The sequence below is a fragment of the Janthinobacterium sp. GW821-FHT03A03 genome, from assembly GCF_059421435.1.
The window spans coordinates 355,545-377,077 of record NZ_JBWKUZ010000001.1 but is presented as its reverse complement, the minus strand read 5'-3'; the positions used below and the strand labels follow the sequence as shown (position 1 = coordinate 377,077).

General features: G+C 64.9%; 24 protein-coding genes. 3 read left to right on the top strand and 21 right to left on the bottom strand.

Annotated features, from left to right (window positions below):
• The first annotated feature begins 35 nt into the window (after nt 1–35).
• Nucleotides 36–1,295, top strand: a complete 1,260-nt coding sequence (locus tag AC07VI_RS01700; RefSeq protein ID WP_086148185.1) for an MFS transporter — start codon at nt 36–38, stop codon at nt 1,293–1,295.
• 9 nt (nt 1,296–1,304) lie between these two features.
• On the opposite strand, the gene AC07VI_RS01695 is transcribed toward AC07VI_RS01700, so the two are convergent.
• The gene (locus AC07VI_RS01695; RefSeq protein ID WP_086148184.1) at nt 1,305–2,201 is read right to left on the bottom strand and encodes a LysR family transcriptional regulator ArgP; all 897 of its coding nucleotides are present in this window, start codon (nt 2,199–2,201) and stop codon (nt 1,305–1,307) included.
• A 73-nt stretch (nt 2,202–2,274) separates the two neighbouring features.
• Between AC07VI_RS01695 and AC07VI_RS01690 the strand changes: the two genes are divergently transcribed.
• Entirely contained in the window at nt 2,275–2,919 is a 645-nt protein-coding gene (locus AC07VI_RS01690) for a LysE/ArgO family amino acid transporter (RefSeq protein WP_099374299.1), read from the top strand.
• A gap of 6 nt (nt 2,920–2,925) precedes the next feature.
• On the opposite strand, the gene fliR is transcribed toward AC07VI_RS01690, so the two are convergent.
• The 13 genes from fliR to fliF all read right to left on the bottom strand — a co-directional run bounded on the left by fliR (nt 2,926) and on the right by fliF (nt 14,309).
• Nucleotides 2,926–3,792, bottom strand: a complete 867-nt coding sequence (gene fliR, locus AC07VI_RS01685; RefSeq protein WP_086148557.1) for a flagellar biosynthetic protein FliR — start codon at nt 3,790–3,792, stop codon at nt 2,926–2,928.
• A 24-nt stretch (nt 3,793–3,816) separates the two neighbouring features.
• The gene (gene fliQ / locus AC07VI_RS01680; RefSeq protein ID WP_086148558.1) at nt 3,817–4,086 is read right to left on the bottom strand and encodes a flagellar biosynthesis protein FliQ; all 270 of its coding nucleotides are present in this window, start codon (nt 4,084–4,086) and stop codon (nt 3,817–3,819) included.
• 9 nt (nt 4,087–4,095) lie between these two features.
• On the bottom strand, nt 4,096–4,863 hold the full coding sequence (fliP, locus tag AC07VI_RS01675) for a flagellar type III secretion system pore protein FliP (RefSeq protein WP_086148559.1): 768 nt from the start codon (nt 4,861–4,863) through the stop codon (nt 4,096–4,098).
• Between the two features lie 25 nt (nt 4,864–4,888).
• Nucleotides 4,889–5,482: a flagellar biosynthetic protein FliO gene (fliO, locus tag AC07VI_RS01670; RefSeq protein WP_492995488.1), complete on the bottom strand. Its 594-nt coding sequence runs from the start codon at nt 5,480–5,482 to the stop codon at nt 4,889–4,891.
• On the bottom strand, nt 5,479–5,913 hold the full coding sequence (fliN, locus tag AC07VI_RS01665) for a flagellar motor switch protein FliN (protein WP_034754038.1): 435 nt from the start codon (nt 5,911–5,913) through the stop codon (nt 5,479–5,481). The genes fliO and fliN overlap by 4 nt, the downstream gene beginning before the upstream one ends.
• Before the next feature lie 52 nt (nt 5,914–5,965).
• Complete coding sequence (gene fliM / locus AC07VI_RS01660; protein ID WP_034754035.1) at nt 5,966–6,952, bottom strand: flagellar motor switch protein FliM; 987 nt, start codon at nt 6,950–6,952, stop codon at nt 5,966–5,968.
• A 6-nt stretch (nt 6,953–6,958) separates the two neighbouring features.
• Nucleotides 6,959–7,471, bottom strand: coding sequence for a flagellar basal body-associated protein FliL (fliL, locus tag AC07VI_RS01655; RefSeq protein ID WP_086148547.1), 513 nt, complete (start codon nt 7,469–7,471; stop codon nt 6,959–6,961).
• A gap of 186 nt (nt 7,472–7,657) precedes the next feature.
• A complete protein-coding gene (locus AC07VI_RS01650) occupies nt 7,658–8,959 on the bottom strand; it encodes a flagellar hook-length control protein FliK (RefSeq protein WP_226935379.1) in 1,302 nt (433 codons plus the stop codon).
• A gap of 19 nt (nt 8,960–8,978) precedes the next feature.
• Nucleotides 8,979–9,419 carry a flagellar export protein FliJ gene (fliJ, locus tag AC07VI_RS01645; protein ID WP_086148518.1) on the bottom strand — a complete coding sequence of 147 codons (441 nt, stop codon included), beginning with the start codon at nt 9,417–9,419 and terminating at the stop codon, nt 8,979–8,981.
• Between the two features lie 32 nt (nt 9,420–9,451).
• A complete protein-coding gene (gene fliI, locus AC07VI_RS01640) occupies nt 9,452–10,768 on the bottom strand; it encodes a flagellar protein export ATPase FliI (protein ID WP_226935478.1) in 1,317 nt (438 codons plus the stop codon).
• A gap of 89 nt (nt 10,769–10,857) precedes the next feature.
• On the bottom strand, nt 10,858–11,559 hold the full coding sequence (locus tag AC07VI_RS01635) for a flagellar assembly protein FliH (protein WP_086148516.1): 702 nt from the start codon (nt 11,557–11,559) through the stop codon (nt 10,858–10,860).
• 43 nt (nt 11,560–11,602) lie between these two features.
• The gene (gene fliG, locus AC07VI_RS01630; protein WP_086148515.1) at nt 11,603–12,601 is read right to left on the bottom strand and encodes a flagellar motor switch protein FliG; all 999 of its coding nucleotides are present in this window, start codon (nt 12,599–12,601) and stop codon (nt 11,603–11,605) included.
• The gene (gene fliF, locus AC07VI_RS01625; protein ID WP_099374301.1) at nt 12,594–14,309 is read right to left on the bottom strand and encodes a flagellar basal-body MS-ring/collar protein FliF; all 1,716 of its coding nucleotides are present in this window, start codon (nt 14,307–14,309) and stop codon (nt 12,594–12,596) included. Before fliF ends, fliG begins: the two co-directional genes overlap by 8 nt.
• 326 nt (nt 14,310–14,635) lie before the next feature.
• Between fliF and fliE the strand changes: the two genes are divergently transcribed.
• Nucleotides 14,636–14,938 (top strand): flagellar hook-basal body complex protein FliE, encoded by a 303-nt coding sequence (fliE, locus tag AC07VI_RS01620; RefSeq protein WP_226935476.1) that lies wholly within the window; start codon nt 14,636–14,638, stop codon nt 14,936–14,938.
• A gap of 139 nt (nt 14,939–15,077) precedes the next feature.
• Here fliE and AC07VI_RS01615 read toward each other — a convergent pair whose 3' ends face one another.
• The 7 genes from AC07VI_RS01615 to AC07VI_RS01585 all read right to left on the bottom strand — a co-directional run bounded on the left by AC07VI_RS01615 (nt 15,078) and on the right by AC07VI_RS01585 (nt 21,467).
• Complete coding sequence (locus AC07VI_RS01615; RefSeq protein ID WP_086148527.1) at nt 15,078–15,824, bottom strand: flagellar brake protein; 747 nt, start codon at nt 15,822–15,824, stop codon at nt 15,078–15,080.
• A gap of 25 nt (nt 15,825–15,849) precedes the next feature.
• On the bottom strand, nt 15,850–16,176 hold the full coding sequence (locus AC07VI_RS01610; RefSeq protein ID WP_492995484.1) for an EscU/YscU/HrcU family type III secretion system export apparatus switch protein: 327 nt from the start codon (nt 16,174–16,176) through the stop codon (nt 15,850–15,852).
• Nucleotides 16,169–17,359, bottom strand: coding sequence for a flagellar hook-length control protein FliK (gene fliK, locus AC07VI_RS01605; protein ID WP_492995483.1), 1,191 nt, complete (start codon nt 17,357–17,359; stop codon nt 16,169–16,171). The genes AC07VI_RS01610 and fliK overlap by 8 nt, the downstream gene beginning before the upstream one ends.
• A gap of 26 nt (nt 17,360–17,385) precedes the next feature.
• The gene (locus tag AC07VI_RS01600) at nt 17,386–17,712 is read right to left on the bottom strand and encodes a flagellar protein FliT (protein WP_099419858.1); all 327 of its coding nucleotides are present in this window, start codon (nt 17,710–17,712) and stop codon (nt 17,386–17,388) included.
• Nucleotides 17,713–17,715: 3 nt separating this feature from the next.
• A complete protein-coding gene (fliS, locus tag AC07VI_RS01595) occupies nt 17,716–18,162 on the bottom strand; it encodes a flagellar export chaperone FliS (RefSeq protein WP_099419859.1) in 447 nt (148 codons plus the stop codon).
• Nucleotides 18,163–18,183: 21 nt separating this feature from the next.
• On the bottom strand, nt 18,184–20,865 hold the full coding sequence (fliD, locus tag AC07VI_RS01590; protein ID WP_492995481.1) for a flagellar filament capping protein FliD: 2,682 nt from the start codon (nt 20,863–20,865) through the stop codon (nt 18,184–18,186).
• A 230-nt stretch (nt 20,866–21,095) separates the two neighbouring features.
• On the bottom strand, nt 21,096–21,467 hold the full coding sequence (locus AC07VI_RS01585; RefSeq protein ID WP_086146857.1) for a flagellar protein FlaG: 372 nt from the start codon (nt 21,465–21,467) through the stop codon (nt 21,096–21,098).
• Nucleotides 21,468–21,533: the final 66 nt, after the last annotated feature.

Below are 21,533 nucleotides of genomic sequence, written 5' to 3'. Positions count from 1 at the left end.
CCATTGACTACCCGGCAAGGAGCCCGCACGCCCAGATGAACAACACATTCCGTTCGCTACGCAATCCCAATTACCGTATCTGGGCCGGCGGCGCCCTCGTGTCGAATGTCGGCACGTGGATGCAGCGCACGGCGCAGGATTGGCTGGTGCTGAGCGAATTGACGCAGCACAAGGCCAGCGCCGTCGGCATCGTCATGGCCTTGCAATTCGGCCCGCAACTGCTGTTGCTGCCGCTGACGGGCATGGCGGCCGACCTGCTCGACCGCCGGAAACTGCTGCTGTGCACGCAGGCGGCCATGGGCTTGCTGGCGCTGGGCCTGGGCTTGCTGTGCATCAGCGGATGGGTAGCGCTGTGGCATGTGTATGTGTTTGCCTTCCTGCTGGGCTGCGTGACGGCCTTCGATGCGCCCGTGCGCCAGACTTTCGTCTCCGAGATTGTCGAGGAGGAAGATCTGACGAACGCCGTGGCGCTCAACTCCACCTCCTTCAATGCGGCGCGCATGCTGGGCCCGGCTGTTGCGGGACTCCTGATCAGCAGCGTCGGCAGCGGCTGGGTCTTCATCATCAACGCCGTCTCGTTTGCCGCCGTGATCGGTTCGCTGTTGCTGCTGCGCGTGGAACTGCTGCGCCGCGCGCCGCGCGTCAAGGCCACGCGCGCCAGCCTGGGCGAGGGTTACCGCTACGTGCGCCAGCGGCCCGACCTGATGGCCATCCTGCTGATGCTGTTCCTGATCGGCACCTTCGGCCTGAACTTCCCGATTTTCCTGTCGACCATGTCGGTGACGGCCTTCCATGCGGGCGCCGGCCAGTATGGCGTGCTCAGCTCCATCATGGCCTGCGGCTCCGTGGCCGGCGCCCTGCTGGCGGCGGGGCGGGGCCGGCCCACGCTGGCCCTGCTGCTGGGCGCGGCCGCGCTGTTCGGCTTCGGCTGCGCGCTGGCCGCCGTGATGCCCAATTACTGGCTGTTCGGCGTCACGCTGGTACTCATCGGCATCGCCGCGCAAACGTTTACCACCAGCGTCAACAGCAGCGTGCAATTGTCGACGGCGCCCGCCATGCGGGGCCGAGTCATGGCCATCGTGCTGGCCATTTCGGCCGGCGGCACGCCGCTGGGCGCGCCCATCGTGGGCTGGGTGGCCGATACCTTCGGCCCGCGCTGGGCACTGGGCATAGGCGCCCTGTCGGGCCTGGCGGCGGCCCTCGTCGGCGTGCGCTACCTGGTGAAACATCAGCAGCTGCGTTTGAATGTCGAGCTGCGGCGCTGGCGCGTGGCGCTCGGCAGCGACCAGCCCTGACGCGTCCCGTCAGGGCGGCAGCAGGCCCGTTCGGGCGGCGGCCAGGATGGCTGCGCTCAAGCCGTCGAGCAGGCCGGAGGCGGCGCGCGCCGTATGCCAGTGCAAGGGCACGTCCAGGGGCGTAGCGGGCAGCAGTTCGACCAGGCTGCCATTGTCAAGATGCGGCTGGATCAGCGCCTGCGGATGCAGGCCCCAGCCCATGCCCGCCAGGGCGGCCGTGACGAAGGCATGCGGCGAGGGCAGGGCATGGCGCGGCAGTTCCACATGCCGGTGGCACAGGCGCCGCACCCAGCGCGCCTGCAATTCATCCTTGGCATTGAACACCAGGCTGGGCGCCAGCGCCAGGCTGGCGGCACCGACTCCGTGGGCAAAATGCCGCTGCAGGAAGGCGGGGCTGGCCGCCGCCAGGTAGCGCATGGCGCCCAGCGGGCGGCTGTTGCAGCCCGACGCGGGCCGGGCCGTGGCGCTGACGGCGGCCAGCACGGCGCCGCTGCGCAGCCAGTCGGCCGTGTGGTCCTGGTCATCGACGGCCACTTCCATCAGCACCGGATGTTCCGCGGCGAAGGCGGCGATGGCGGGCGCCAGCCAGGTGGCCAGGCTGTCGGCATTCACGGCGACGGGCAAGGTGGCGCGCGCCATGCCCTGCGCCGCCAGCGCTGGCAAGGTCGCCTGCAAATCCTGTTCGAGCAGTTGCACCTGGTCCACATGCCGGCACAGTCGCCGGCCCGTCTGCGTGGCGCGGCAGGGCTGGTCGCGTATCACCAGCGCGCAGCCGACGCGCTCTTCCAGCAGGCGGATGCGCTGCGACACGGCCGATGGCGTGACGTGCAAGGCGCGCGCGGCACGCTCGAAGCTGCCTTCCCGGATCACGGCGGCCAGCGCGCTGAGCGATGAATAGTCGAGCATGGATGAAGTTTTCCTTAACTGGCAACAGAAAAGGTAGTTTGCCTTCATTTCATGGGGCTGGCAAGATCGCCGCATGACACTCTCCGCCACCACCCCACACGCCTTTTCTGTCTTTCTCCAGGGTATGACCCTGGGCCTGGGACTCATCGTTGCCATCGGCTCGCAGAATGCTTTTGTCTTGCGGCAAGGATTGCGGCGCGAACATGTGGGCAAGATCGTGCTGTTTTGCGCGCTGGCGGACGCCGTGCTGATTGCCGCCGGCGTGCTGGGCATGGCCAGCGCGCTGGGGCAGCGCCCCGTCCTGGCCGCCGTGCTGGCGCTGGGCGGCGCCGCTTTCCTGGCCGTCTACGGTTGGCAAGCGCTGCGGCGCGCGCGCCGGCCGCAGCAGCTGCGCGCCGCCGCGGGCGGGCATGCCCTGGGCGCGGGCGCCGTGCTGGCCCAGGCGGCCGCGTTTACCTTGCTCAACCCCCATGTCTATCTGGATACGGTATTGCTGGTGGGAAGTATTGGCGCCCAGCAGCCCGGTGCGCTGCGCGGCAGCTTCATCGCCGGTGCCAGCGCGGCCAGCCTGCTGTGGTTTGCCGCGCTCGGATGCGGCGCGCGCTGGCTGGCGCCGTGGTTTGCGCGGCCCCGGGCCTGGCAAGTGCTCGATGGCTTGATCGGCGTCACCATGTTCGTGCTGTCGGCCCTGCTGCTGCGCCATGCGCTGGGCGGGTAGCCCTGGTCAGCGCGCGGGCGGCAGCGGCGCCGGCGCAGGCCGTGCCGGGCGCAAGGGATTCGGCGGCGCGGGCGGGGGCGGGCGGTCGCGCGTGGCAAAGCCGCGCGGCAGCAGGCGTGCCGTCTCTATGCCGCGCAGGAACATGTTCTGGAAGGGCGTGGCCAGGTAGGGCAGCACCATGCCGATCACCAGCAGGCCCACGCCCAGGGTGACGGGGAAGCCGATGCCGAAAATGTTCAGCTGCGGCGCGGCCCGCGTCAGGATGCCCAGCGCCACGTTGGTCAGCAGCAGGGCCGCCACGATGGGCAGCGAAATCTGCACGCCGGAACGGAAGATTTCCGCGCCCCAGGCGGCCAGCTGCTGGAAGCCGCCGCCGCTGATGGGGCTAGCCGAGATGGGCAGGCTGACAAAGCTTTCCGCCAGCGCCGCCAGCAAGACCAGGTGGCCATTAACTGTGAGAAACATCAACGTGGCCAGCATGACGAGGAACTGGCTGATGGCGGAAGAGCGGCCCTTGGTTTGCGGGTCGAAGAACGAGGCGAAGCCCAGGCCCATGGTCAGGCTGCTGATCTCGCCGGCCATCTCGATGGCGGCAAACACGATGCGGATGGAAAAGCCCATGGCCAGGCCGACCAGCATTTCCTGCGTGAGGATCAGCAGTCCGGCCAGCGACATCGGGTCCGTGGCGGGCAGGGCCGGCACGGTGGGAGCGATGATCATGGCCAGCAGGGCGCCCAGCGACACCTTCACGGTGAGCGGCACGGCCGCGTTGCCGAACAGGGGCGCGGCCGCCAGCAGGCCGAGGATGCGGCTAAGCGGCCACAGCAGTGCTGCGATCCAGGTATTGAGTTCAATGCTTGACAGGGTCAGCATGGCGTGTGCCCCGGTGGCAAGCGGCTAGCCCACCAGGTTCGGGATGCCCGTGAAGACCTGGCGCATGTAGTCGAGCATGACGGACAGCATCCACGGTCCCGCCACGACGATGGCGACGAAAATGCCGACCAGCTTGGGGATGAAGGACAGGGTCGCCTCGTTGATCTGCGTGGCCGCCTGGAAGATGCTGACGATCAGGCCGATGATCAGCGCGACGAGCAGCATGGGCGCGGCCACCATCAGGGTGACCTCCATGGCGTGGCGGCCCAGGGTCATGACGCTTTCGGGTGTCATCGCATTCCCCTAGTAAAAACTCTGTGACAAGGAGCCCAGCAGCAACTGCCAGCCATCGACGAGCACGAACAGCATCAGCTTGAACGGCAGCGAAATCGTCGCCGGCGACATCATCATCATGCCCATCGACATCAGCACGCTGGCCACCACCATGTCGATGATCAAGAACGGAATGAAGATGGCAAAGCCGATCTGGAACGCCGTTTTCAGCTCGCTGGTGACGAAGGCGGGCACGAGGATGCGCAGCGGCACGTCTTCCGGTCCTTGCAGGGCCGCCGAGCGCGACATCTTGGCGAACAGGGCCAGGTCGGCCTGGCGCGTCTGCTTGAGCATGAAGGTTTTCAGCGGTTCGACGCCCTTGTCCATCGCCTGCTGCATGGTGATCTTGTTTTCCTGATATGGCTGATACGCATCCGTATAGATCTTGTCGAACACGGGGCCCATGACGAACAGGGTCAGGAACAGGGCCAGGCCCACCAGCACCTGGTTCGGCGGCGCCGACTGCGTGCCGATGGCCTGGCGCAGCAGGGACAGCACGATGACGATGCGCGTGAAGCAGGTCATCATCAGCAAGGCCGCGGGCAGGAAGGTGAGCGACGTCATCAGGATGAGCGTCTGTACCGGCAGCGAATAGTTCTGTCCGCCGCCGGGCGCCGGCGTGCTGGTGAAGGCGGGGATGCCCGGTTCGGCCAGCGCCCACAGCGGCAGGGCCAGGGCGGCGGCCGCCAGCAGCCAGGCCAGGGGAGTCTTGATATTGCTCAATGCTTGCGCTTGCATCCGCGTCACTTGCTTCATTGCCTGCTTATTTCCCATTGCGTTTTTCAATGGTCTGTTTCAGCCATTCGGAAAAATTGGCGGCCGCGGGGCCGTTTTGCGCCGTGGCAAGCTGGGGCAGCTCGCCTTCCTGGCGCGGCAGGGTCGCCAGCGCGTTGATGCGCCCGGGCGAAGCGCCCACGACGATCCACTGGTCGGCCACTTCGACGAGGACGATGCGTTCGCGTCCACCCAGGTTGAGCGAGCTGACGACGCGCATCTTGTTGTTGCCGCCCAGGGTTTTCGGGCCATAGCGCTTCATGAACCAGGCCAGGCCGATCAGCAGGGCCAGGACGAAGACGAGCGCGAAGATGGTTTGCAGCAGGCTGCCGGCGGAGGACGCGGGCGCCATCGTCATCGGTGCGCCCGGCGGCATGGCGGGCAGGGCGGCGGCGGGCGCGGGGACCGTTGCGGCAGCGGCGGGCGCAGCCGCAGCTTTCTCAACAGCAACCTCGGCCGGCGCGCTGGCGACGGCGGCGCTGGCCGCCGCAACCGCTGCGGACGCCGGCGCGGGCGCCGCCTGGGCGATGCAGCACGCCGCCGCCAGCGGCAGCATGATGGAAATCAACAGTCCAGGCTTCATTTATTGAGTTTTCGGATACGTTCGGACGGCGTGATGATGTCGGTCAGGCGGATGCCGAACTTGTCGTTCACCACCACCACTTCGCCCTGGGCGATCAGGCAGCCGTTGACCAGCACGTCCATCGGCTCGCCGGCCAGGCCATCGAGCTCGACCACGGAACCCTGCGCCAGCTGCAGCAGGTTCTTGATGGCGATCTTGGTGCGGCCCAGTTCGACGGTCAGCTGCACGGGGATGTCGAGGATGAAATCGATATCGTTGTGCGTTTCCGACTTCGACGCCTGCTTGGAAAAGTCCTTGAACACGGCGGCGCTGGCGGCGCTGGCCGTATTGGCGGCCTGGTTCTGCAGCGCTTCGGCTTCCGCCTTGGCCTGCTCGGCAATGGCCGCGCCCCAATCGTCTTCCGCGCTTTGGTCGTCTTGGTTGTCAGACATGTGTTTCTCCTGTTGTACAGATGCGGGCCGCAGCGCGGCCCGGGTGCATTATTTAATGATTGTTCATGTTGTCGGCATTGGCGAGGAGTTTCTCCACCTTCAATGCATATTGTCCGTTCAACACGCCGTAAGTGCAATCCATCACGGGCACGCCGTCGACGGTGGCGGCGATCAGTTCCGGGATGTTCAGCGGGATGATGTCGCCCACCTTCATGTTCAGAATCTCGTCGAACGACACGCGCGCCGTGCCCAGCGACGCCACCAGCTCGACTTCGGCGATCTGGATCTGCTGCGTCATCAGGCGGATCCAGCGCTTGTCCACTTCCAGCGCCTCGCCCTGCAGGCTCGAGGTCAGCGAATCGCGGATCGGCTCGATCATCGAATACGGCATGCAGAAGTGGATTTGTCCGGAAACGGAGCCAAGTTCCACCGTAAACGTGGACGCCACGACGACCTCGTTCGGCGTGGCGATGTTGGCGAACTGCGTATTCATTTCCGAACGGATATATTCAAACTCGACGGGGAAGACCGGCTCCCACGACTTGGTATAGGCTTCGAAGACGATGTCGAGGATGCGCAGGATGATGCGCTGCTCCGTCTGCGTAAAGTCGCGGCCCTCGACGCGCGTGTGGAAACGCCCGTCGCCGCCGAACAGGTTGTCCACCAGCAGGAACACGAGGCCCGGATCGAAGACCATCAGGGCCGTGCCGCGCAGCGGCTTCATGTGCACCAGGTTCAGATTGGTGGGCACCACCAGGTTGCGGATGAATTCGCTGTATTTCGACACGCGCACGGAACCGACGGACACTTCCGCGCTGCGGCGCAGGAAGTTGAACAGGCCCACGCGCAGCAGGCGGGCGAAACGCTCGTTGATAATTTCCAACGTTGGCATCCGGCCGCGCACGATGCGCTCCTGGGTCGCCAGGTTGTAGGTGCGAACTCCCGTGACGTCTTCCGGCGCCTGCGCGTCGTCCTGGTCTCCGTTGACGCCCTTCAGAAGGGCGTCGACTTCTTCCTGGGAGAGGAAATTATCGGCCATGGCTGCTTATTGAATGATGAATGCGGTAAATAATACGTCCGTCACGTCCTGCTCCGGCCCCTTGTCCTCGAACGGCTGGTTCACCTGGCCGATGATTTCGGCCGCCAGTTGCTGCTTGCCTTCCACGGTATTGAGTTCCGACGCCTTTTTGCCCGACAGCAGCAACAGCAGGCGGCTGCGCACCTTCGGCATGTTGACCTTGATCAAGTCCATTTCTTCCGGGCTGCTGGCCTGCAGGGTGAAGGCGATCTGCAGGTACTGTTCGCCGTTTTCCGGCTGCAGGTTGACGGTGAAGGCGTCGATGGGCACGAAGACGGGCGGTCCGGCCTTGGAGGCGGCATGTTTCTTCTTGCTGGGCGCGCTTTCTTCCTTGTCGGCCTTGCCGTGCAGGAAATACCAGGCGGCCCCGCCGCCGATGCCGCCCGCGACCAGAACCGCGGCCAGGACGATGATCAGAAGCTTCTTTTTCGACGCGCCGGCCGGCGCCACGCCTGCATCTGCTTTCGGATCTGCTTTCATTTTTGGATTTGCTTTCAATGGTACTCGAGTGCATGGAAGTGGATCACGACGCCATTATGTCATTATCGGCAAATTCTGCGCAGAAGGATGCAATGAAAAGAGGGCGGAAGCGCCCTCAACTCACTGTTTTTATACGAAAAGTTACGCTGTGGGGCACGCCTGTGGCCCGCGGGCGACGAATTGTCCTCAGGCAAAGGTATCCACGGCACTCAGGCTGGGCCGGCTGCGCCCGGCCGCCGCTGGCGCGATGGCGATCTCGCCACCCGACGCGCCGCCGCCCTGGCCATTGCCGCGGCGTTCGCCCGGGGCCGCACGTTCGCCATGATTTTGCTGTTCCGGCGTGCCGGCCGAGACCGTGGCGCTGCCGAAGGCGATGCCCGCTTCGCTCATCATCTCGCGCAGGCGCGGCATGGCCGCTTCCAGCGCCTGGCGCACTTCCGGCTGGGCCGACATGAAGGCCGCGTCGGCCTGGTCGTTGGTAACCGTCAGGACTACCTGCAAGGGCCCCAGGTCGGGCGGATTCAGGGTCAGGGTGGCGCTCTGGTCGCCGCCGGCCGCCATCCACACGACTTTCTGCCCCAGTTGCTGGTCCCAGGCCGGCGTGCCGACCCGGCCCGCCAGCTTGTCGGCCGGCACGGCCGCAGCGGCCGCCGCCTGCTGCAGGGCGCCCGGCTGCAACTGGGCCGCCAGGCGGCTCAGGTCGGCCGGGGTTTCTTTGATGACGGGTTCGGCGATGGCGGCGCCCGCCTTGACCGTGGCCGCCAGCTGGGCGTCGATGGCCAGCTTGCCTTGCTCGGCCTTGCCGGTTGGCACGCTGGCGCCGGGCTGGCTGCCGGCGGCCGCCTTGCCCTGGGCCTGGCCCAGGCTGTCGGCAAAGTCGCCGCTGTCCGCTTGCGTGGCGATGGCGGCGGCAGCCTTGCCGCTGCCCTGGCCCGCCGCCAGCAATGGTCCTGCCGCCAGGCCCTTGCCGTCGGCCTTGACGCCGCCGGCGCGCGCGGGCAGTTCCGGCACGGCCTTGGCCGCTGCCGCCGGTGGCTGGATCGCCAGCTGGATGCTGCCTACCAGGGCCAGCATCTCCGCGGCCGGATCGGCCGGCGGCGGCGTTGTCGGCGGTGTGGCGGCCGCTGCCGTGGTGTCGGCCGGCTTGCTGTCGCTGGCGGGCGGTGCGGCCGCTTCACTGGCAGGCGTGGCCGGCTTGTCCTGCGCGACGGCCTGCTCGGCGGGCCTGGCTTCGCCGCCTGCCGCCTTGGCTGGCGGCGCCGGCGTGGCGGGAGCGGGTGCGGCGGGCGCCGGGCGGGCTGCCGGCGGCTGGGGCTGCATTTGCGCCTGCGCAACATTGCGGCTGGCCTGGCGCTGTTCCAGCTGGCGGTTCAGGGTGCGCTGGAAGTCGCCGTCGCCGCCGCCGGATGGCTGCTGGGCGCGGTTGGCCGGGCCGGGCGTGGCGTTCGGCGAGACGATCTGGGAAATCGGGGTTGGCTGGGTTTGCATGATGCTGCCTCAGTGTTGCTTAGCGTTTGTAATAGGCTTGTCGAGCCGCGTGCTCATCCATTGCTTTCTGGTCGCGCTTGTTTTCCAGTTTCAGCGCCTGTTCCTGTGCCCGGTTGTTCAGGGTGGTGTACGACATGCGCTTGCGCTCGGCCGCCTGCCAGCGCATTTTTTCATTCTCGCTGCGCGCCTGCGCATGCTCGACGACTTGCTGCTGACCCAGGATGGCGCTGTCAAGCTTGACCATGAAGGCCTGGAAGTTGCGGTAGGCCATGGGCGTGATGCCGTTGCTCATGGTGGCCTCGAAGCGCTGGGCATAGTCGTCGCGGTAGCCGGACAGCATGTCGAGCTTTTGCCGGCAATCGTCGAGCGCTTTCAGGGCCGCGCCCAGGCGCTTGGCGCAATCGTCCGTCTCGCGCTGGGCAAGGTCGATCAGGGTTGCAAGTTGGGAAGGAGAGGCCATGGCTGATTATATTCCCGGTGTGCAAGCCCTAATCAGTCGAATAGAGCGGTAAGTTGCCCCAAGCTCTCGTCCATGCTGACCCGTTCCGTGATTTGCTGTTGCAGGAAGGCTTCAATTTTTTCATGCAGGGCGATGGCCTGGTCCAGCACGGGGTCGGTGCCGGCGCTGTAGGCGCCCACGCTGATCAGGTCGCGGCTGCGCTCGTAGCGCGAATACAGCTGTTTCAGCTTGCGCGCCTGCTGCTGGTGTTCATGCGTGGTGATCGAGTGGGCGGCGCGCGAAATCGACTGTTCGATGTCGATGGCCGGGTAGTGGCCCGCCTCGGCCAGGCGCCGGTTGAGCACGATATGCCCGTCGAGAATCGCGCGCGCCGAATCGGCGATCGGGTCTTGCTGGTCGTCGCCCTCGGTCAGCACGGTATAGAAGGCCGTGATCGAGCCGCCGCCTTCCTCGCCATTGCCGGCCCGCTCCACCAGCACGGGCAGCTTGGCGAAGACGGACGGCGGATAGCCTTTGGTGGCGGGCGGCTCGCCGATGGCCAGGGCGATTTCGCGCTGCGCCATGGCGTAGCGGGTCAGCGAATCCATGATCAAGAGCACGTTTTGCCCCTGGTCGCGGAAGTGTTCGGCGATTGCCGTCGCATACGCGGCGCCCTGCAGGCGCATCAGCGGCGGCGTGTCGGCCGGCGCGGCCACGACGACGGAACGGGCCAGGCCTTCGGCGCCGAGAATCTGCTCGATGAATTCCTTGACCTCGCGCCCGCGTTCGCCGATCAGGCCGACGACGATGACGTCCGCCTCCGTGTAGCGGGCCATCATGCCCAGCAGCACGCTTTTGCCCACGCCGGAACCGGCGAACAGGCCCATGCGCTGGCCGCGGCCCACGGTCAGCATGGCGTTGATCGAGCGCACGCCCACGTCCAGGGTGGCGACGATGGGCGCGCGGCCCAGGGGATTGGCGGGGCGCACGTTGATGGGGGCGCTGTCGCTCGTGTGCAGCGGCCCCAGCTGATCCAGCGGGCGGCCCGCGCCATCGAGCACCCTGCCCAGCAGTTGCGGCCCCACGGGCAGGTGGCGCGCGCGGTCGCTGGGGCGGCGGCGCGGATGCGCCACGCTGCCGGGGCGGGGGATGGCCGGTTCGACGGAAAACACGCGCGTGCCGGGCACGATGCCTTCCACGTCGCTTTGCGGCATCAGGAACAGGCGGTCGCCCTCAAAACCCACCACCTCCGCCTCGACCCGCCCGCCATTGGGCAGCGGCACGGTGCAGGCGGCGCCCACGGCCAGGCGCAGGCCCACGGCTTCCATCACCAGGCCGGCCACGCGCGTGACCCGGCCCGACACCTGCATCGGCTCGACGAAGCCGACCACGGCGGTGCAGTCGTTCAGGTAGGCGCGCCAGCGCGCCGCATGGGCAGCCGGGCCTTTGACGGGCTCGCTCACGGCGCCAGCCAGTCCAGGTCTTTGCCCAGCGCATGCATCAGGCGCTGCCAGCGCGTGGACGTCTGCGCGTCGATCTGGTTGCTGGCCGTATCGATCTTGCAGCCGCCGCGTTCCACGCTCGGGTCTTCGATGACGCGCCAGCCGCCCTTGTCGAGCTCGTCGCCGATGCCGTCGCGCACCACTTGCGCATCGTCGGGATTGAGCATCAGCAAGGCCGGTTGTTGCAATACTGGCAAATATTCGATGGCTTCGCGCACCAGCGGCAGCATCAGCTCCGGGCGCACGGGCAAGGCTGACTTGAGCATGCCCTTGGCCAGTTGCAGGGCCAGTTCCATCACTTCATTGGCGATCAGTTCGTCGGCCTGCTGCACGGCCGTGCCGAAGTCGACGGCGATGGTTTGCAGGTGCGCCAGCTCCACGGCGGAGGCCGCCTTGCCTTCCGCGTACGACTGCGCATGGCCGTCGGCATGGCCGGCCGCATGGCCTTCCGCATAGCCGGCCGCGCGGCCCTCGTCGAAGGCGGTGGCGCGCGCTTCCTCGCGGATGGCGTCGAGCTCTTCCTGCGTCGGGTATTCCAGAGGCGGCGCCAGTTCTTCCTCGTGCGGCTCGCCGTAGGCATCGAGCTCCGTTTCGGGATCGGGCTCGAGCAGCTTGCGCGCCGCCACCACGCTGGGCCGCTCGTCGCCAAACGAGGTCATTTCCCAGCGCTGGTAGGCGGTTTGTTGCTCTTTGGGAATTAAGTTAGACAAACGAATCCTCGCCTTTTCCGCCTAATACGATCTGCCCTTCGTCCGCCAGGCGGCGCACGATCTGCAGGATCTGCTTCTGCTGCGATTCCACTTCCGACAGGCGCACGGGGCCTTTCGATTCCAGGTCTTCGCGCATCATCTCGCCGGCGCGCTGCGACATGTTCTTGAAGATCTTGTCGCGCAGCTCCTGCGAAGCGCCTTTCAGGGCGATGATCAGCATTTCCGACTGCACTTCGCGCAGCAGCAGCTGGATGCCGCGGTCGTCGATATCGATCACGTTGTCGAACACGAACATTTCGTCCATGATCTTTTGCGCCATGTCATTGTCGTAGTTCTTGATATTGTCCATGACGGAGCCTTCCTGCTCGCCGCTCATGAAGTTCAGGATCTCGGCCGCCGCGCGCACGCCGCCCAGCGACGATTTCTTGATGTTTTCGTTACCGGACAGCAGTTTCGTCAGCACATCGTTGAGTTCGCGCAAGGCGGCCGGCTGCACGCCGTCCAGGGTGGCGATGCGCAGCACCACGTCGTTGCGCAGGCGGTCCGTGAAGTGGCCGAGGATTTCGCACGCCTGGTCGCGCTCCAGGTGGACCAGGATGGTGGCGATGATCTGCGGGTGTTCGTTGCGGATCAGCTCGGACACGGATTGCGAATCCATCCATTTCAGCGATTCGATGCCGGACGCGTCCTTGCCGCCCAGGATGCGCGACAGCAGCACGGATGCCTTGTCGTCGCCCAGCGCCTTGGTGAGGACTTGCCGGATGTATTCGTCCGAATCGAGGCCGACGGTGGAATTGAGTTCCGTCTGCGCGCGGAAGTCGCCGAGCACCTCGACCACCTGCTCGTGCGCGATGCCCTTCATGGTGGCCATGGCGGCGCCCAGTTTCAGCACTTCGCGCGGACCGAGGAATTTCATCACTTCGGCCGCTTCGCTCTCGCCCAGGGCCAGCATCAGGATGGACGCTTTTTGCAGTCCCGTTGTCTCACTCATTATTGCCCACCCATGCTTTGATTACGTTGGCCACCACGCGCGGGTCTTCCTGCGCCAGCTTCCTGGCCATGGCCAGGTTTTCGCGGTAGCCGCGCGCCGTGTCTTCTTCCAGTTCTTCCAGCTCGGCTTCGCTGAGCAGAACCTCGTTTTCTTCTTCCGTCTTCGGCAGCTCCGGCTCGATGACGGGCGGCGGGGCGCCGAAATCGTCGATCTTGCGCATCACGGGACGCAGCATCGGGCGCACGATCTTGATGAAAATGTACAACAGGATCAGGGCCGTGATGAGGAATTTCGCCAATTCCTTGGCCAGCGGCAAGTTGGCCGGGTCGCGCCACCACTCCAGCTTGCCTTCCGGCGCGCGGTCGATGCCGTCGAACGGCGAGTTGGCCACGCTGAAGCTGTCGCCGCGCTCCTTGTTGTAGCCCATCGCTTCCTTGACCAGATTGTTGATCTGGACCATTTCGGCCGGGGAAATCGGCTTGACCGTGACCTTGCCATCCTTGTCGAAGCTGCGGCGGTAATTGACGACGACGGCCACGGACAGGCGGCGCAGGCCGCCCATGGATTTCTGTTCGTAGCGCACGGTCTTGTCGACTTCGTAATTCGTCGTCGATTCCTTTTGCGTGGGCGCCGTCGGCGCGCCGCCCGGGGCGCCCGGCGCTTCCGCCGTCAGCGGCGCCGTGGCCACGCCGGGCGGCTGGTTCGACAGCGCGCCGGGCACGCCGGACGGGTTGGCATTGCCGGCGCCCGTCGATTCGCTCGTCTGCTGGCTGCGGATGGTGGACGCTTCCGGCGGCGAGTTCGGCTTGTAGGTTTCGGCCGCCTGCTCGCTTTGCGAAAAATCCACGTCGGCCGTCGCTTCGGCGCGCACATTGCCTTCGCCGACGATGGGCAGCAGGATCGATTCGACCTGCTTGATCACGCTTTGCTGCAGCTGCTGCACGTATTTCAGCTGGTTCGGGTCCAGGCTTTTCACGCCGTTGGCGCGGTCCTTGTCCTTTTCCTGGTTCGACAGCAGGGTGCCGGCCTGGTCGACCACGGTGACATTGATCGGCAGCAACTCCGGCACGCTCGACGCCACCAGGTGTACGATGGCGCTCACCTGCAGCTGGTCGAGGCCGCGGCCCGGGTGCAGGTTCAGCAGCACGGAGGCCGTCGGTTTTTGCTGGTCGCGCACGAAGACGGACGGTTTGGGCAGGGCCAGGTGGACGCGCGCCGTGTCGACGGCGGACACCGATTCGATGGATTTGGCCAGTTCGCCTTCGAGCGCGCGCTGGAAATTGACCTGTTCCAGGAATTGCGATACGCCCAGCTTCTGGTTTTCCATCAGCTCGAAGCCCACGTTGCCGCCTTTCGGCAAGCCTTGCGCGGCCAGTTTCAGGCGCGCATCGTGGACTTGCTCGGTGGGCACGAGAATGGCGCCGCCGCCTTCGGAAAACTTGTGCTTGATGCCCAGCTGGTCCAGCGACGCGGTGATGGCGCCGCCGTCGCGGTCCGTATAGTTGGAAAACAGGACTTTGTATTCAGGCGGCTGGTTCCACATGTACAGGGCCACGCCGATGGCGATCAGTGCCGCCACGCCCAGGCCGCGCAGGAAATTCTTGCCCATCGGGGTCTTGGCGAAGGCTTGCACGGATTCCACGGGCGAGCGGGCGGGCGCCGGCTCCGGTGGTATGCGGTTCACATCGATTTCTTCGGCTACAGCCATGATTGCCTTCCAGGGCGCGTGGTTTGACGGGTATTGGGTGGTGCGTGGGGGCCGCTTCCTGAGGAGGAGGGGGCGATTTGCAGAATTATCCGCCACTGTCACGCGCTTCAATCGTCCAAATAGAAGGCGCTTTCGCCGCCTGCTCGGCCGAGCGGCTGGCGTTGGCGCTGGTATTGTGGAACCCTGGCAACATGTGACGGAAGATATTGTACCCGTCGTTGCCTTGCAGGCTAGAGTTTTGTTCTCTGGGTGCAACAGGCAGGAATTGACCAGAATCGGGAGGCAAAGTGAAAACAGGCGGTATCGATAGCAGCAGGATCGAGGCGATGATCGCGCAACTGAAGTCGGCGGCCACGCGGCCGGAGGCGAAAATACCGGCGATCCAGACCGAGGCGCCGGCGGCCAAGGTGAACTTCGCCGACGCCTTCAAGAGCGCGCTCGATTCCGTGAGCGGCGCGCAGAAGGCGTCATCGGCGCTGGGCCAGCGCTTTACCATGGGCGACGAGAAAGTCAGCCTGTCGGACGTGATGGTGGCGATGCAGAAGTCGAGCATCGAATTCCAGGCCACGGTGCAGGTGCGCAATAAATTGGTTTCTGCATATCATGACATCATGAATATGCAAGTTTAACGTCTCGCCAAAGCTACTGCGCGGCGCGCTTTGCGGCCTGCGATGCCCGCTGTGCTATAGCACAGCTGCGCGTCTCGGCCGCAAATCATCGCCGCTCGCTACGCTTTTGCGAAACGTTAAGCTTTGACTCCGGATTGAATTAACCCAGTCCCGCCATCCTGGCATTGCGCTCGCGTTCGAGCCGCGTGATATAGCGCTGCACGTGCGCCAGCATGCTGCGCGGCAGGTCGACGAACTGGCAGCCGAGGCGGCGGTTCAGCTTATTGTTGAGCAATGTCATGTCCAGCGAGTTGCGAATTTGCAAAGTCGCGGTGACGATGCCGACGTCGGGCAAGTCGATGCGGCAGCCCGGGTAGTCCCTGCCGATGGTTTCGCCCAGCATCAGTTTATTGTCGAGGATGGCGATGCCGCCGCAGCTGATGTCGGCCAGCGGAAACAGGGTGTCGGCGCCGCCCAGCGAGGGCGGCAGGGGAATCGAGACGCGCACGGGATTGCTGACAGGCGTCGTCATGCGGTAATACTCGCGCCGCTGCAGGCGGATCAGTGTTTCTGGAATGGCAATTTTCAGGGCGGGCGTGCCGCCATAGTTGCACTCTTCCACGAGGGCGCTGGCAAACAGGATGCGGATCTTGTCGAGCGAGGTTTCAAACGAGATGCCGGTGGCGGCCACCATGCGCCGGTTCTGGTCGGCGTTTACGGAGCGGTCGAGGATGACGGTATTGTGCTCGGCATCGACTTCCAGGATCGAAGTGACGCACACATCGGATTCGCCATGGATCAGCATGCGGATCAGCTGGTTCTTTTCGCTGATGCCGCGCAACAAGGCGATGATTTCCCGCCGTGATTCCACTTCAAAGTCGTGCCAGTTTTCGAGGCCGGAATCCATAATATGTGCTTGCATTGATGCCTGTCTATGTATCGATGGGAAGAAAGCTGGTGTCGGGCGGCGGCGGGATGGGGCCGCCATTCGCAGATTCAATATGATATAACCAGGCCAGCAGTTCCGCAATCGCCCGATACAGGCCAGGCGGAATCTGGCGGTCCAGGTCGACATCCATCAACAAGGCCACCAATTCCTTCGATTCATGCACGAAGACGCCATGTTCGCGCGCCGTGCTGATGATCTGGTCCGCGATCAGGCCGCTGCCCTTGGCGACCACCTTGGGTGCCGCCGTGCCGCTCTGGTAGGCCAGGGCGACGGCCGTCTGCGGCACCTTGCGCCTGGTGTCGTCAAGCATCGCCGTCTCCCGCCGCCGGTGGCGCGGCAGTGTCCTGGCCGGCGATCGTCAACGACGCCAGGGGCCAGCCGGCCGCGGCTAGCGATGCTTCCAGCCGCGCCGCGTGCCGGCGCAGCGTCTCGGCGCTGCCTTCGCTGCCGGCTTGCAGCTGGATGGCCACCCGGCCGCCTTGCAGCAGCACTTGCGCGGCCAGGTCGCCCAGCAGGGGAAACTGGAAGCGCACGCTGCTGCGCCAGGCCGCCGCTTCCTCGTTGCCGTCACGGCCCTCGTGCTGCCCGCCTTCCGGCGCATCGCGGCTGATATCCCACTGCATCTTCTGGCCCGCCCAGGCTTCGCCTTGCCACTGCACGCGCGCCTGCTCATGGGTGTGTAGTTGCAAATTGATTAATTGTGCCGAGGCCAGGTCGGTGCCCGTCTTTGCCATCTCGCCCGGCGCGGCCTTCTGCATTTGCGGCTCCAGCTGCAGCGAGGCCAGCGCGCGCTTGCCTTCGGCCCATTCGGCCACGTGCGATTCGTAGAACAGGCCGCTGCTGCCGACTGCCTCCTGCAGTTTTTGCGCCACCTGGGCCGGATTGGCCCCCGGCGCGGCCATCAGCGGCGTCTTGCCGACCAGCGCCACGGGCGCGCCGGGCGCGCTTTCCGCCTGGCTCAGTACGCTACTGATGGCGCGCGCGGTGGTGCTCAGTTCCGGCGCGGGCGTGTCGCCGGCCAGGTCGGGCAGCAGGTTGGCCGGCGTCAGCGGCGCCCGGCTGAGCAGGGTGGCGGCCGTGCTGCTGGCGCGCGTGCCGGCCTGGGCGGCGCCGGCCTGGGGGCCGCGCGCTTCGGCCGCGTCGGGTTCGGCTTCCGCGTCCGCATACGTCAGCACGGTGCTGGCGGGCTGGTCGCGGGTGCTGCCGATTTGAAAAGAGGGGCGGGGATTGATGCCGATCAAGGTCAGGGGAATCTCAGCGCCCGGCTGGGCGCCGGCGGGCAGCTGCATGCGGGCCGGCGTGCCGGCCACGCGCACCAGGAAGCTGCCGTCGCCCATGCGGGCCAGCACCTGGCCCTGCATGGCTTTGCCGATGAGCCCCTGCAGCGAGCGCTGGAACTCGGCCTGGCGCGGGTCGGCGACCGTGTCGGCCGGGCGCGTGCCCTTGACCGGGGTCAAGGGCGTCATGCCGATCGCATCCATCTTCGGCAACATGATAGGTAACCTTGCCCCGGGGGCGTCTAGACGCCGTAGGCGTTGGCCAGGCGCCGCTCGGTGCCGGTGCTGTTGATCAGCTTGGACAATTGCGCCATCCACGGCATGGTCAGGTCGCGGATCTTGCGGTCGTCTTCGAGGATCTGCTTGATCAGGGCGACCTTGCGCTGGCGGCCGGCGCTTTCCAGCACGACTTTTTCTTCATTCGCCTTCAGCGCCGCCACGTGCGCGCTCACTTGCTGCTCCAGCGCTTCGAGCTGGACCCAGTCGGCGTTGCCGGCGGCGGTCACCATCTGGCCCGTCAGGGTCTGCATGGTTTCGTAGGTGGTCAGGACTTCTTGATTCGTCATCATGGGTCAGGCGCTCACAAGGCTGGGCATACGTTTCAAATCGGCGCCGGGGATGGCGGCGGGCGTGGAACCGATGGCGTTCCAGGTGTCGCGCAGGTCCGTCAGCAGGCGCTGCACTTCTTCCAGCATGCCAAGATCGTTGCGGATATTGGCCGCCAGCAGGCGCGCGCTCATATATTCATACAGGGCGTCGAGGCCTTCGGCGATCTGGCCGCCCGCTTCCTTGTCCAGGCTGGCGCGCAAGCCATTGTCGATGATCTGGATGGCTTTCGAGATGGACTTGCCTTTTTCCGGCACATTGCCCGATTTCATGTGCACTTGCGCACTGAGCACGGCCACCAGGGCGCCGTCGTACAGCATCACGATCAGCTTGTGCGGCGAGGCCGAGACGATGCCCGTTTCCAGGCCCACCTTGGCATAGGCGTTGACGCCGCGTTGTTGGGTTCCAAACATATATTCTCCTGATGATAGCGCTTAACGGTTGGCGGCGATGGCGGCCAGCTGCTGGGTCAAATAGGTTTGCGTGGACTGCAGTTTGCTCAGCGTCACGTCGAGACGCGTGTATTGGGCGCGGTAGCGCGCTTCGATGTCGGTCAGTTTCGCGCTGAACTTGTCGCGCTGCGCCGCCACCGACTTCAGGGTTTCATTGATGCCGTTCGTGCGTCCGGTGATCATGCCGTCCGTGCCCAGGAAGGACGTGGCCAGGTTGTTCAGCTGGTAGGCATAGCCTTGCGAGAAGCTGACCGTGCCGCGCGAACCGGTGACGCCGCCCGTCACTTCAATCTTCAGGCCTTCGGCCGGGGAACCGGCGGCGCCCGTCAGGGTCTGACCGGAGCCGATGACCGGTTGTCCTCCCAGCGTGCCGGCCACGTCGGCGCCTTTGAGGGGGGTGGCTGCACCGAACAGGTCACTCACCGCCGTGCCCGTATTGCTGCTCAAGGCCAGGTTCGATACCGAACCAAATCGGCTCGACGCCAGGACCAGTTTGCCGGTGCCATCGATCGAAGCCGAGACCGATGCGCCATTGTCCGAAAAGGCTTTCACGCCGTTGATGGAGGACTGCATCAGCGACGCCATCTGCGCCGGAGTGTAAGTACCTGCCGGTATCGTCACCTGGGCCGTGTTCTTGGCCGCCGAGGGATCCGTATCGTTCAGCGTGACGTTCCAGACGGTATCGCTGGCAATCGTGGTGCTGGCGGGCAGCACGCCGAGCGACGTGAGTGAGCCCTGGCTGGCCATGGTTGTGATGGTCAGGTCATAGGTGCCGGGTTTGGTGGCGGCCGTCGAACTGGTGAAAGCCACATTGCTGTCGGTGGTTGCTCCGATGGCTGAAAACAGGCCGGCGATGTTGCCGAAGTTCGTGCTGATTGCCTTGTCGAGCTTGCTGGTATCCAGGCTCAGGCTACCATCTTTTTGGAAGGAAATACCCACCTGGCTCAAGGTGCTCATGCTACTGTTCAGACCGGTAATCGGCGCCCCCAGCTGCCTGCGCAACTGGCTCTGGATCGATTTAACGGTTGCGTCTCCCAGTAACACCCCACCCGTCTTGGTGTCGGGATTGTATGCCGTCATCTTGCTGATCGAGGTATTCAGGTCGTTGTAGGCCTTGACGAAGGCGGTGATGCTGGTTTTGACCGTCGTGGTATCTTTTGCTACCGATAAATTGGAAGTGCCTATCTTGGTAATGCCCAGGGTGACGCCTTCGATGGCCGTATCGACGCTGTTCGAACTGCTGGTAATGGCAATGCCGTTGACGCTGAACATCGTGTTCTGCGCTGCACTGTTCTGCTTCAGGTTTTGCGTGCCGGACGCATCATAGGACAACAAATTGGTCAGGGCGCTGTCGGCGGGCTGGCCATCGCTGCCGCTGAGCGAAATCTTCATGGCCGAATTGGCGCCTGTCTTGGTCGAGCTGAGCACTAGGTGATACGGCTTGTCGCTACCGTCGGACACGATGCTGGCGGTAACGCCGAGGCCTGCGTTATTGATGGCGTCGCGTATGCCTTGCAAAGTGTTGTTGGTGGAGTCGATCACCACCGACCCGGTGGCCTGCGTACCATCCTGGGTAAAGTTGGTATTCATGTAGGCGCCGCCCGAGCCTGCCGTGAGTCCGGCTGCTGCCGGATTGCTGCCGGCGATGGTGATGGGGCTGGCATTGCCCGAGGCCAGGGTGATCGAACTGGCAATGGTCACGTTCGAGCCGTCGTTGGTGGAATTGGCGGCATGGCCGATGCCGCCCGTGACGCTGCCCGTGACGACTTCCTCGATATTGATGTTGGAGCCATCGGCGCGGGTAAATTGCAGGTTGCCGCCGGCTGCCGTGCCGGTGACGGTGATATTCGCCGCCGCCAGTGCGTTCGAGACGGCGTTCGGCCCAGCCAGTGTCGTATCGAGCGAAGCGGCCGTGATGCCGCCGCCCGCAGCGACGCCGTTGCCCTGGGTGACGATCTCGATGCCGCCCACCGACAGTGTATAGGTGCCGTCCGCGCCGGTGGCAATACTGCCGAAACCGGTGAACATGCTGGCGCTGCTGGCCGTCGGCTGGGCCGTGGCTGTCACGCCCGTGGTGCTGCTCTTGGCATTGATGGCGTCCGCCAGCGCGCGCGCGCTCTTGGTGCTGGCATCCGTCGGGATGGCAGTGCCATTGATGATCACGGAGCCGTTGCTCACACCCGTGAGCAGGGTGCTGCCGCCCAGCGTCGTGCCCGTTACGCCGAAGGTGCCGCCGGCGAGCGAACCGAGCTGGAAGGATACCGTCGTCTTGGCGCCGCTGCCGATGGTCGACAGTTTGCTGGCCATGCCGCCCGACGTCAGCGTCTGCGCCTGGGCCAGTTGGGAGACATTGATGTTATAGCTGCCGGCCACGGCCTTGGCGCCGGCACTGGCCGTCAGGACCAGCGGATCCGATGGCGTGGCGCTGACGGCGCGGAAGTTATTCGAGTTGGTCAGTGCCGACAGCGAGCTCTGGAAGCTGCTGACGGAGCCGCTGAGTGTTCCTAACGCACTGAGCTTGGCCTGGTAGGATGCCGTTTTTTTGTCAAAAGTACCCAGTGGCGCCGCTTCTGCGTTCATCAGCTTGTCGATGATGGCGTTCACGTCCAGACCGCTGGCGCCGGCTGCGATGCCAACGGATGATATTGTAGGGGTGATGGCCACGGAATGCTCCTAGGAAAACGCTAATATAAGCTGTTATCGGCAGAATCAATCAGGACTTGAGAGGGGGATTTACCGCGCTGTTTTCAGCGGGAACAAAAAATCGGGAGCGGGGCTGGAAATGTTATTGCAATTATGGTAAAAATGCGGGGCCGGATAGCCAGGCTATCGGGCCCCGGTGTCATGCAGATGCGTATCGCCACGAAGCTGTATGTCTGTGGGTAATCCCATCTTCATGCGCTCTGACTGATCAAGGAGCCTTTGGCCGAGTTGAAGGTCTTGGCCAGTTCCAGCGCCTCCTTGGTGGGAATCTGGCGCAAGACTTCCTTGGTTTCCTGATCGATGACTTTGACCACCGTGCGCTGGCTGTCTTCGTCGATGGAAAATTCCAGACCCTGCGTTTTTATTTGCGACGACTGGTTCAGCTCCGATACCGCCTTGTTCAATTGCTCGCGGCTCGGTTCCTTGCTGGCTGGCTGTGATGCAGCCGTGCCGTTTTCCGTTGCTGCACGTGGCGTTGCCGGACGCGCCGGCGGCGTGTCCGCAGACACGTAACTCTTGTCTATCCTGGCCGCGGAGGCGGCCGCTATCGTGTCGATAGTCATGGTGCTCTCCTAGTGAAAATTCCCCTGCCAAAAAAATCCGGCAGGGGAATCAGGGTCCAACGCTGT